The sequence below is a fragment of the Candidatus Venteria ishoeyi genome, assembly GCF_030378065.1.
Classification (GTDB): Bacteria; Pseudomonadota; Gammaproteobacteria; order Beggiatoales; family Beggiatoaceae; genus Venteria; species Venteria ishoeyi.
The window spans coordinates 45,694-58,041 of sequence record NZ_JAUCGJ010000005.1; the positions used below are offsets into that span (position 1 = coordinate 45,694).

Genomic DNA, 12,348 nt, shown 5'->3' on the forward strand with positions numbered 1-12,348 from the left:
GATGACAGACAGCAATGCAAACATGCCCGATGCCAAGGGTTATTTTGGTGAATATGGTGGGCAGATTATTCCACCACAGCTAATTGATATTATGAATGATATCAATGATGCTTATGATAAAGTCTCGCAAACGGCTGGATTTCAGGATGAACTGCAAGAACTGAATGCAGATTATGTCGGTCGCCCCAGCCCGGTTTATTTTGCCAAACGTTTAAGCGAAAAAGTCGGTGGCGCCCGTATTTTCCTGAAACGTGAAGATCTCAATCATACCGGTGCACATAAAATCAATCATTGTATTGGCGAGGCCTTATTAGCCAAATACATGGGTAAAACCAAAGTGATTGCGGAAACCGGCGCGGGTCAGCATGGCGTGGCCTTAGCCACCGCCTGTGCTTTGGTGGGCATTGATTGTGAAATTCATATGGGTGAAGTGGATATTGCAAAAGAGCATCCGAATGTCACCAAAATGAAAATTTTGGGCTGCAAACTGGTACCCGTTTCTCGCGGCACCCGCACCTTAAAAGATGCGGTTGACAGTGCTTTTGAAGCCTATCTGGAAGACCCCGTAAACTATATTTACGCGATTGGTTCCGTAGTCGGGCCTCACCCTTTTCCAAAAATTGTGCGCGACTTTCAGAGCATTGTTGGTAAGGAAGCCAGGGAACAGTTTCTGGCAAAAGAAAATAAATTGCCTGACGTACTGATTGCCTGCGTGGGTGGCGGCTCTAATGCCATCGGTTTATTCACGGCATTTTTAGACGATGCCGAAGTTAAGATGATAGGCGTAGAACCTGCGGGTAAAGGTCTGGATACACCTGATCATGCCGCCACGCTGACCTTGGGAACAAAAGGCGCACTTCACGGTTTTGAGTGCTACAATATTCAAGATAAGGAAGGTAATCCGCTGCCGGTATATTCCATTGCTTCCGGTTTGGATTATCCTGGTGTTGGCCCCCAGCATTGTTATCTTAAAGATATTAAACGGGTGAATTACGAAGCCGTTGATGACAAAGCCTGTCTGGATGCCTTCATTAAATTGTCACGTTTGGAAGGCATTATTCCGGCACTGGAAAGCGCACACGCCGTTGCCCATGCGATGAAAATTGCAAAAACCATGTCTAAAGAGGAAACCATACTGGTGAATCTTTCCGGGCGTGGTGATAAAGACGCTGATTTTGTTGCGGATTATTTATCGCTTTAATCTCACTTGTGTCTGAGTACGCATTAAACTTTCCAGGTTTTTAAAACCTGGAAGGTTTTAATCCCTTAAAGAAAATACCACATTTATCCTATGGAATTGTTATAATAAAAAAATGTCTTATTTCCTTCGCTCTTGTCTATTATTGTTAAGTAGTACCTTGTTATTGGGCGGTTGTAGCAATATTCCGCTGCAAGAAACCGCCACAGAGGCAACACTGCAAACAACTTTCAGCCTGAAAACCGAGCTGGAATACGCACCACCGCCAGAAATCGAAACCACGATTCAGGAAGGCCAGTTCAGCAGCTTGAATCCACCCCAGAAAGTTCAGGAGGAGCCTGGAAATATCTGGGCGCGCATTCCTAAGGGGTATACGCTATTACCCACGCTGGAAAAACAGAAAATTGAAAAAGAACTGCAATTTTATCTGAAATACCGCAAGCGGTATTTCAGACGCATCAGCAAAAATGCAAAACCCTGGTTGCACCACATTGTTGAAGCCATAGAAAAACGGGGTATGCCGCTGGAACTGGCGCTATTGCCCGCAGTTGAAAGTGCCTATAATCCAATGGCCTATTCGCCTTATAAGGCAGCGGGGGTGTGGCAGTTTATTCCCAGCACGGGCAAAGTTTTTGGTTTAAGGCAAAACAAATGGTATGACGGACGCAGGGATGTCACCGCAGCGACTGAAGCGGCGCTGGATTATCTCCAGGAATTGCATCAACGTCTGGGCGGCAACTGGTTGCACGCTATGGCCGCTTATAACTGTGGTGAAGGCTGCCTGCGCAGAGCGATTAAAAAGAATAGAAAAGCAGGTAAACCCACTGATTTCTGGTCACTGGATTTACCTAAAGAAACCCGTAAATATGTACCTCGCATCATGGCCTTATCCACCATTATTGCGGATCCGGAAAAATATGATGTTACGACTTTAAAACCGATAGAAAACCGGCCTTATTTCACTAAAATTGCAGTTGAAGAACAAATTGACCTGGAGCTGACTGCAAAACTGACGGGGCTGAGCAAGCAGGAATTTATCCGTTTAAATCCTGGTTATAAACGCTGGGTTACAGCACCGGAAGGCAAACATTCTCTGGTGATACCCATGCAGCATGCAAAAGGTTTCCAGCAGAAATTCTCGCTGCAAAAAGTCAAACCAAAAACAAATAAATCAAAACGGATTCATTTTGCTGGAAATAAAACGAAAACAAAAACAAGAACAAAACGCAAGCGTTCTCGCACTTATACCATAGCCAAAGGTGATAATTTGTGGACTATTGCCAGAAAGCACAAAGCGACAGTATCCGCCTTACGTAAAGCCAATGGCTTATCTAAAAAAGCACGTTTGCGTCCAGGAAAAAAACTGATTATTCCGGGTAAATCTGTCAAGCTTGCCAGTCGTTCAAAAACGCAACGCAAATCCAAAAAACGAGTAGTCAATAAAACTGCAAAACACCGTTTGCATATTATAAAATCAGGAGAAACCCTGGGGCACATTGCCAGGCGTTATCAAATTTCCGTCAATGCATTGTGCCGACTCAATCGTATCGGCAAAAAAACGACCTTACGTGTAGGCAAGGCGCTGAAAGTACCGCGCACCCCTTTGAGTGCATCTCTGTAAGCCAGAAACACGTAAGCTGACAAGAAATGAAGCCCGTTGCACCTGCGACTGTTCACGCCCCCCTGCTATTACTCACAGCAACTTTTTTTATTGCCGTCAGCGGCCTGGTTTATGAACTGCTGACAGGTACCTTGTCGAGTTATTTGCTTGGCGACTCAGTGTATCAATTTTCCCTGGTCATCGGTTTATTTATGACCGCAATGGGCCTGGGTGCGTATTTTTCCCGTTTTATTCAAAGTAAACTCAGTCTGGCATTTATCCAAATTCAAATGCTGCTGGCCTTAACGGGGGGACTCAGTGCGCCTTTCTTATTTTATGCCTTCACTTATCTGGATAATTATTCAGCATTTTTGTGGCTCAGTTGTATTTTGACAGGTAGTTTAATCGGCCTGGAAATTCCTCTGATTATCCGTATTTTGCAGTATTATCAAATCTTAAAACTCAATATTTCCAATGTCTTAACCGCTGATTATATCGGCGCGCTGGCAGCCGCCTTATTATTTCCTCTGGTGTTGGTGCCGCAACTGGGTTTAATGCGTACCAGCTTATTATTTGGCCTGCTTAATTTGTTGGTGGCAGCACTGGCTGTCTGGATTTTTCACACAGACATCATCATTCGCCAGCGCTTAAAAATGATTGTGACGGAAGTGGTGCTGATTGCCACGGTACTTGGCAGCGCAATGGTCTACAGTGAGCAGCTATTACAATTTTTTGAGCTGCGTTTATATCAGGATGAGGTTTTATTTGCGCGCTCCACGCCTTATCAACGTCTGGTTGTCACCCGCAAAGGCCCGCGTTTTCGTTTGTTTATTAATGGCAATCTGCAATTTGACAGCCTGGACGAATACCGCTACCACGAAAGTCTGGTACATCCTGCCATGAGCTTAAGCCGACAGCGCCAGCAGGTATTGATTCTTGGGGGTGGTGATGGCATGGCAGTGAGGGAAGTTTTAAAATATCCTGATGTGGCGCAAGTGACGCTGGTTGATTTAGACCCGACCATGACAGATTTATTTCGTGATAACCCCTTATTAAAACAACTAAATGACAAGTCGCTCAGCCATCCTAAAGTTAAGGTGGTCAATGCCGATGCCTGGCAATATCTCCAGCAAAGCCAGGCATTTTATAATGTCATTATTATTGATCTGCCCGATCCGCATCATATCAGCTTAAGCAAGCTTTACAGTCAGGCATTTTATCATTTACTGAGCCAGCATCTGGCGCGTGATGGCATGTTAGTCACCCAGGCCACCTCGCCTTTTTATGCGCGCACAGCTTTTTGGTGTATCGCACACACCCTGGCAGCCAGCAAAGATGCCCTCAGCCATGAAAATACCTTATATACTCAGGCTTACCACAACTATGTACCCAGCTTTGGTGAATGGGGTTTTGTATTAGCCAGCCATCAGCAGATTTTCTGGGAAACAGCAAATTTTCAACAACAATTACCCGAAAATCTGCGTTATCTCAATACCCATGTTTTAGAAAATGCCATCATTTTTCCACCTGATATGCAGGAACTTGAAACCGAAGTGAATCGCCTGCAACAGCATCCTTTATTACGTTATTATGAAACGGCCTGGACGCAGTGGTTTCCCTCTTGAAAAAAGGCTTATTTAAATAAAATTCAAAAAATAAGTGCAATAGTAATTTCTCGAATGTTACAATACCGACAAGTAAGGTTAGATTGTGCATCAGATGCTGATAAGCCGATACCTACAGCAAAATTGCTTCCATAAACTCAATAAGTTAGCCTGTGAAAAATCCTTTTTTCCAGGAGCCTGCCTTGAAAATCTAAGTTTTAAAAAATATCCCTGAAATTTAAGCCTTAAAAAAGGGCTGCCAAGGTTTTATGATCTTCATTGTGCTAATTTTTTCTTGCATAGGTTTTTTTATCATTGATATAATGGATAGTTTTTTATAAACCGATACCTTTTGTTTTCCTATATCTTTTTTTTATTTTATTTGTTCCTCCAAGGAGAGCGCAGCATCCATGTTAACCACTGAACACACAGCAGAAATCATTAAACAGTTCCAGAAAAGTGAAAATGATACTGGCTCACCTGAAGTACAGGTTGCTTTACTGTCAAAAAATATCAGTGCTTTATCTGAGCATTTCAAAGATCACAAACATGACAATCATTCTCGCCGTGGCTTAATTCGGATGGTTAATAGCCGCCGTAAGTTACTGTCTTATTTGAAGAAAAAAGATGTAAACCGTTACCGCGAATTAATCGCAGCTTTAGGTTTACGCCGCTAATCCAGGTTTATACCAAACTCAGGTTAAACAATAAAGTTTTACCAATTATCAAAATCGTGGTTTATGCCGGAAGGTGCTCTATTTCAGCCTTCCAAGTGCCCACGTATTGGAAATAGAGATGAATTTGCATAAAAAAGAGTTTCAGTACGGTAATTATACTGTCACGCTGGAAACTGGTGAAATTGCCCGTCAGGCAACTGGCGCAGTTATGGTCAGCATGGGAGACACCAGCGTATTAGTGAGTGTGGTTGCTGCCAGAGAAGCGCGCCCCGGTCTGGATTTTTTTCCATTAACCGTTGATTACCAGGAACGTATTTACGCAGCAGGGCGTATTCCCGGCAATTTCTTTAAGCGCGAAGGCCGCCCCACTGAAAAAGAAACCCTGACTTCACGTCTGATTGATCGCCCAATTCGTCCTCTGTTTCCAAAAGGCTTTACCCACGAAACCCAGATTATCGCAACGGTCATGTCCCTGGATCCCAATATTGACCCTGATATTCCGGCCTTATTGGGTACTTCAGCGGCCTTATCCATTTCCGGCGTACCTTTTAATGGCCCGATTGGCGCGGCGCGTGTGGGTTATCTCGATGGCGAATACGTACTTAACCCAACATTTAGCGAGCTTAAAACCTCTCAGTTAGACCTGGTGGTTGCCGGTACAGAATCTGCGGTTTTGATGGTGGAATCTGAAGCTTCAGAACTGTCTGAAGATACCATGCTGGGCGCGGTATTGTTCGGTCATGAGCAAGGCAAAATTGCCATTGAGGCGATTCGTGATTTTGCAGCCGAAGCCAGCAAACCGGCCTGGAACTGGCAGGCATCCGCAGTAGATGAAGCACTGCAACAACGGGTTGCTGAAATTGCCAGCGATGAAATTCGCAAAGTTTATCAAATTCATGACAAACTGGAGCGTTTGTCTTCACTGTCCAAATTGCGCAAAGACACAGTTGCCAGTATTTGTGGTGCTGAAGGCGTGGAATGGTCAGAAGATGACGTTCAAGGCAGTTTTGAAAAGTTAGAAAAACAATTGGTGCGTGGCACCGTCATCAGTGGCGCACCACGTATTGATGGGCGTGATAATAAAACAGTACGGCCTATCACCATTAAAACTGGCATATTACCGCGTACTCACGGCTCTGCCTTATTTACCCGTGGTGAAACCCAGGCTGTCGTGGTCACTACGCTGGGCACGGAACGTGATTCGCAAATGATTGACGCGCTGGAAGGCGAATATCGCGAACCCTTTATGCTGCATTATAACTTCCCGCCTTATTGCGTGGGTGAAGTGGGTCGCGTGGGTAATCCCAAACGCCGTGAAATTGGTCATGGTCGATTGGCAAAACGTGGCGTACAGGCGATGATGCCAACCCTGGAAGAATTCCCTTATTCCATTCGCGTGGTTTCAGAAATTACTGAATCCAATGGCTCCAGTTCTATGGCTTCGGTTTGTGGTTCCAGTCTGGCAATGATGGACGCAGGCGTACCGGTGAAATCTCCGGTGGCTGGTATTGCCATGGGCCTGATTAAAGAAGGTGAGCAGTTTGTGGTGTTAAGCGACATCATGGGCGATGAAGATCACCTCGGTGATATGGACTTTAAAGTGGCAGGTACCCGGGAAGGGATTACCGCGCTGCAAATGGACATTAAAATCGAAGGCATTACCCGCGAAATCATGGAAACTGCGCTGGGTCAGGCAAAAGATGGGCGCTTGCACATCCTCGGCGAGATGGAAGCTGCGATTTCCACGCCGCGTGAAGAAATGTCTGAATTTGCTCCGCGTATTATCAGCTTTAATATCAAAGCCGATAAAATTCGTGATGTCATTGGCAAAGGCGGCGCAACCATTCGCTCCATTACCGAAGAAACCGGTGCCAATATTGACATCAACGATGATGGCCTGATTAAAGTTGCAGCGGTTGATTACGCAGCAGCGGAAGAAGCCAAACGGCGTATTGAGCAGATTACCACTGATGTTGAAGTGGGCGTGATTTACGAAGGCAAGGTCAGCAAGTTAATGGACTTTGGCGCTTTTGTCACCGTGCTGCCGGGTAAAGATGGTTTAGTGCATATTTCCCAGATTTCTCACGAGCGTGTTGAAAAAGTCAGTGACAAGCTGTCTGAAGGCGACATCATTCGGGTGAAAGTGCTGGAAATTGACAAGCAAGGCCGTATTCGCCTGAGTATGAAAGCAATTCAAGAAGGTGAATAATACCAATTTCAGAGCATCATTTAACTTATAAGTAGGCTATCAGGCTTATTTCCTTAAGTTAAATTGCCTTAAGAAATTGGTATCTATTAAGATTAAAAAAATGGGGCAATCATTAGATTGCCCCATTTTTTTTGTTAGCTTGAGTGCAGTGTAAGCTTCATTCAACGCTAAAAGCACTGAAAGCCGCTGACACCTCACGCTAAGTTATTAACTGCGGATAAGCCTGACTTTGAAAGAGCGCCCTTTTAATTTACCTTCCGATAGTTTTTTGAGCGCCGATTTCGCAACAGCCTGCTCAATGGCGACATAGGCTTTGTTATCAAAAATATGAATTTTCCCCACTTGTTTGCCACTGATACCCTTATCGCCGGTTAAAGCACCAAGAATATCGCCGGGGCGCAGCTTTTGTTTTTTACCGCCACTAATTTGCAAAGTACGCATCAGTGCTTGCATTGGAGGGTCTTCCAGTAAGCTCAATGGTGGCAGTGGCTCGGCTGCCATAATGGGATTGACATCAGTTTCCAGTGTCGCCACTTTATAAGTTTCTTTTTCAGTGAACAAAGAATAGGCCATACCTTGACTGCCTGCGCGCCCCGTGCGTCCAATCCGATGTACATGGGTGTCTGCGCCATGTGCAATGTGATAATTAATCACCGCGTCTAAGGCATCAATATCCAGACCACGTGCGGCAACATCGGTGGCAACCAGGACGGAAGTACTTTTATTAGCAAAACGCACCAGCATTTCTTCACGATCCCGTTGTTCCAGATCGCCATGCAAAGCCAATACGCTAAATCCCTCATGCTTGAGTTCATTGGCTACGGCCTGGGTTTCACGCTTGGTATTACAAAAAACCACGGTTGATTCTACACGTAATTGCAACAGCAGCAAACGCAAAGCAATAATGCGTTGCTGCTCGTCTTCAACCTTGTAGAAATGTTGTCGAATACTGCTATCATCATGACTGGTATCCACTTTGACATGGATGGGTTCCTGCATAATGTGCCGGGCAATAGATTGAATTTGCTCGGAAAAGGTTGCGCTGAATAACAGTGTCTGACGCTGCTTGGGTACTTGCTGAATAATGGCATCCAATGTCACTTGAAAGCCCATATCCAACATACGATCCGCTTCATCCAGCACCAGTGTGTTTACATTTTCTAATTGCAAGCGACCTTTACGCAAATGATCCTCAATACGCCCAGGGGTACCGACGATAATATGAACGCCATGCGCCAGCGCGCTAATCTGGGGGCCAATCGGCATACCCCCGCATAAACTTAAGACTTTGATATTTTGAATAGTTCGCGCCAGCTTACGAATTTCTTTGGCAACCTGATCGGCAAGCTCCCGTGTTGGACACAGCACCAGCGCTTGTACATTAAAACTTTTAATATCCAGCTTTTCCAGCAAGCCAAGGCCAAATGCAGCGGTTTTTCCTGAGCCGGTTTTGGCCTGCCCCATGACATCCTTACCTGCCAAAATCGGTGGCAGGCTTTGCGCTTGTATCGGTGTCATCTGCTCATAAGCAAGGGAAGCGAGGTTTTTTAACAGGTGTGGGTGTAGTTTAAGCGTAGAAAAGGCGGGTGGGGTCAAAATAGTGATCCTGGTTAAATGCTGAGTGAATTTCAGACCTTCCAGGTTTTAAAAGCCTGGAAGGTTTTTTTTGAAGTGTAGCGTAAGTATTCCGTCTCCCGTAGGGATAACATCTGAAATTGATTATTTTATCTTCGTTCCTTATATTGAATCCAGGCCAACTAATTATTTGTTTGCATTAGCTTTTGCTTTAATTTTAACAAGTTTGTTTCCAACCCGACAGGATAAGGCTTTTTAGTTTGTTGTTGTTGAAAAGCCAGACGTTGTTGTTTGGCATAGGCCTGAATTTCCGGCAGTGTTGGTTTTTGATAGACGATTTTACCCGTGTGCATTACCGGTTGTAACAGGGCTTGCCCTTGTGCGCCCACAGGCATGATTTGCAGGTTTTGTTCGCCAAAGTTCTGCCATTGTATGTGTGATAATTGTGGTTTATCCAGTTCATTGACCAGCACATCACCCAGCCAGATATTGTCTTGTTGAAAACGATAAACCTGCAATATACCAGGATTAGAAACTTTTATGGAGTCATTAGAGCGTTTAACTCGAAATTTCCATTGTTTATTTTCATCCTGGATGGCGGCAAGCTTATACACGCCGCCCAGCGCAGGCTGTTCATAAGCGGTTGCCAGACGTGTTCCCACGCCCCATATTTGGATTTGTGCACCTTGCGCTTTGAGTGCCTTGATTTTATATTCATCCAGATCGCTGCTGGCAACAATTTTCGCCTGGGGGAAACCCGCATCATCCAGTAGTTTGCGCGCACTGATACTTAAATCTGCCATATCCCCGGAATCCAGGCGTATACCTATCATCTCATGTCCCGACTCACGCAGTTGCTGGCCTGCAATAATCGCTTTTTTCACACCTTCCAGGGTGTCATAGGTATCAACCAAAAAGATGCAGTTATTGGGCATGGCTTCAGCATAGCGGGTAAAGGATTCCAGCTCATCATCAAAACTCATCACCCAACTATGGGCATGGGTACCACGTACCGGCACGCCGTGTAATTGCCCTGCAAGCACATTTGAGGTTGCCGCGCAGCCGCCAATGTAGGCTGCGCGGCTGGCTGTTGCACCGCCGTCAATACCTTGCGCACGGCGCAGACCAAATTCCAGCACCGGCTCATCCCCGGCAGCCGCGCAGATTCTTGCGGACTTGGTGGCAATCAGGGTGGGGAAATTGATGAGATTTAACAAAGGTGTTTCTAATAATTGGCATTGCAACAGTGAGCCTTGTACACGCAGCAGCGGTTCATGGGGAAACACCACTGTACCTTCAGGCACCGCCAACACATCACAGTCAAGTTTAAGTTGTTGCAGATAATCCAGAAAATCCGGTTCAAACAATGTCTGCCCATCGTTTCCAGTGAGTGTGGCAAGGTATGCCACATCTTCTTCACTGAAATGAAAACCCGCCAGATAATCCACCACAGCTTCCAGTCCCGTGGCAATGGCAAAATCATTGGCAAACGGGATTTTGCGAAAAAATAAATGGAACACAGCTTGTTGATCCGCAAGCCCGGACTTCCAATAACTATACGCCATAGTCAATTGGTATAAATCCGTGAGTAGTGACAGCGAACTGCGATAAAGCTGGCGTAGTGGTGCGCGGCTCTGGCTATTCAGTGGCATGTTATTTTGCATGATTTCACCTTAAGGAGTGAGAATTTTATAACTTCAGAAACTGGACTTATTTTATCCTCACTCCTAAGGCGCATTCCTTATTGTAAGCTTGGCTTGGTGGCCTGCACAGGGTGCAATTCTTCATAAAATGTTAACATGCCCACCCGCAGGTATTCGACTAATTCCATATAGGCTTTTTCATTCGCTTCATCTTCTTCTAACTGGGTGTCCATCTGCGAGAAGCGCAACACATCGTCAATAAACTCTTTAACATTATCAGAATCTTTTGTTGAAGCCTTAAATTGTCCTAAACTGATGCCCAGCAAAAAACCATCACACCACTCTGTCAAGGCAATCACCCGTGTTGCCAGTGATTCCTGGTCAGTAGGCAATAATAAATCAATCTGCATATCGGCACTGTTAAGCTGATCTAATACCCAGGTTTTGAGCTTGATTAAAACGCTTTTACCTTGCTCGGCCACAATATTACCCGCCTCAATGTCGCCAAGTACGACATGCAGCCAGCTTTGATCGCTGTTTGCAGAGTTGGCATTTGCTGGCCTGACACACAAATAACCACAAATAATACCGTGAACCTCAGCGGCATTCTGTTGTGCTTCAATACGTTGTAATGTAGTTTGAATGGCTTGATACATATTATACTTTATATTTTTAGTTTAAGGGATTCTGTTCATTGTCAATGTACTTATTAATAATCAAGGCTATTCTCAGGGGAAGAAAAAAGTAATGTGAAGAACATTCTGTACTTTTTGTTGTCTACTAGATCTATTTTTTAGCATGTTCATTTTCTGTAATACCAAGGAGTTCTAGTTTTGCTGGATCATCTATTTCTAACAACTGTTTTTGCACTTCCTCACCAATAGAATGAGTTGTATTATTGATTGTTATTTTAGCTTGTCCATCAAGAAGAATATTGAGTTCTTTAGCAATAATGACAGCAGACTTTGATATATGTTCTTTCGCCTCATTAATATCAATCCCTTGACTTTCTAGTTTTGATGTGAATTCAAGAACTGTATTAACGGCATCAACTTTCCTTGGTATACCAGACAGTTTCCCTTCTTTTGTATAATTTCTATAAATATAAGAAGCTGATGAATTTATGAACTCAATCATTAGGCTGATTATTTTATTGTCTCCTATAACCTTTGCCCACATACTTCCCGATTCTATTTTGTTAACTATCAAAGGGTGTTCAGATATGGAAACATTGAGTAATGAACAAAGCTCATTATATATCATATCAATTGCATTCAATTTAACTGCAAATTTATTTAAGCTCATAGATGAGGGAAGAAGCAATGAAAGTGCTTCATGATCTTCTAGCTCATAATGCTGCTCTTCAAGGTTGCTCTCAAAAAATAATAGTGCTGTTTTAAAACCATTTAGTATAGAGGAAAGTTTTCTTGCCTCTGTTATTACAGGTGCAGCATTTTGGGGGCTATATGAGCTGATAAATATTTCATATTTATTAGCAAACAAATCTATATTTTTAGAAATAGCATCTATCATACTTAAATCATCTAGCTCATAATTTTGAGTATTTTTTAAACTTTTTTGAAACCCTTCTAAAGATGAGTAAAACTCCCTTATATTAATATTTTCTACAATATTCTTTAATTGAGCGAGATGATTACGCAACTGATTTGCAGCAGCATTAGTTTTTTCTCCACCTTGACCAATTTGTACTAAATAATTATCTATCCCTGGGAAGCTAGAGTTAATTGCATTAAGCATTGAGAAGAATTGAGCTGCTTCTTCAAAAGCTTCTAATAACTTTTTTGCCTCATCTCTTAGTTGGAATGAAAGCACCTATATCTC

General features: G+C 43.8%; 9 protein-coding genes. 5 read left to right on the forward strand and 4 right to left on the reverse strand.

The window, feature by feature from the left end; genetic code table 11:
* Position 1 precedes the first annotated feature (1 nt).
* The 5 genes from trpB to pnp all read left to right on the forward strand — a co-directional run bounded on the left by trpB (position 2) and on the right by pnp (position 7,288).
* Positions 2-1,201, forward strand: coding sequence for a tryptophan synthase subunit beta (gene trpB / locus QUF61_RS02570; RefSeq protein WP_103920913.1), 1,200 nt, complete (start codon positions 2-4; stop codon positions 1,199-1,201).
* 112 nt (positions 1,202-1,313) lie between these two features.
* Entirely contained in the window at positions 1,314-2,819 is a 1,506-nt protein-coding gene (locus tag QUF61_RS02575) for a transglycosylase SLT domain-containing protein (protein WP_289680308.1), read from the forward strand.
* 26 nt (positions 2,820-2,845) lie between these two features.
* A complete protein-coding gene (locus tag QUF61_RS02580; protein WP_289680309.1) occupies positions 2,846-4,423 on the forward strand; it encodes a polyamine aminopropyltransferase in 1,578 nt (525 codons plus the stop codon).
* Between the two features lie 389 nt (positions 4,424-4,812).
* A complete protein-coding gene (gene rpsO / locus QUF61_RS02585) occupies positions 4,813-5,079 on the forward strand; it encodes a 30S ribosomal protein S15 (protein ID WP_103920916.1) in 267 nt (88 codons plus the stop codon).
* 118 nt (positions 5,080-5,197) lie between these two features.
* Positions 5,198-7,288: a polyribonucleotide nucleotidyltransferase gene (pnp, locus tag QUF61_RS02590; RefSeq protein ID WP_289680310.1), complete on the forward strand. Its 2,091-nt coding sequence runs from the start codon at positions 5,198-5,200 to the stop codon at positions 7,286-7,288.
* A gap of 207 nt (positions 7,289-7,495) precedes the next feature.
* On the opposite strand, the gene dbpA is transcribed toward pnp, so the two are convergent.
* The 4 genes from dbpA to QUF61_RS02610 all read right to left on the reverse strand — a co-directional run bounded on the left by dbpA (position 7,496) and on the right by QUF61_RS02610 (position 12,339).
* Complete coding sequence (gene dbpA / locus QUF61_RS02595; RefSeq protein WP_289680311.1) at positions 7,496-8,884, reverse strand: ATP-dependent RNA helicase DbpA; 1,389 nt, start codon at positions 8,882-8,884, stop codon at positions 7,496-7,498.
* Positions 8,885-9,045: 161 nt separating this feature from the next.
* Positions 9,046-10,527 (reverse strand): nicotinate phosphoribosyltransferase, encoded by a 1,482-nt coding sequence (locus tag QUF61_RS02600; protein WP_289680312.1) that lies wholly within the window; start codon positions 10,525-10,527, stop codon positions 9,046-9,048.
* A gap of 77 nt (positions 10,528-10,604) precedes the next feature.
* Positions 10,605-11,162, reverse strand: coding sequence for a UPF0149 family protein (locus QUF61_RS02605; RefSeq protein WP_103920918.1), 558 nt, complete (start codon positions 11,160-11,162; stop codon positions 10,605-10,607).
* Positions 11,163-11,292: 130 nt separating this feature from the next.
* Complete coding sequence (locus QUF61_RS02610; RefSeq protein ID WP_289680314.1) at positions 11,293-12,339, reverse strand: hypothetical protein; 1,047 nt, start codon at positions 12,337-12,339, stop codon at positions 11,293-11,295.
* Positions 12,340-12,348 lie beyond the last annotated feature (9 nt).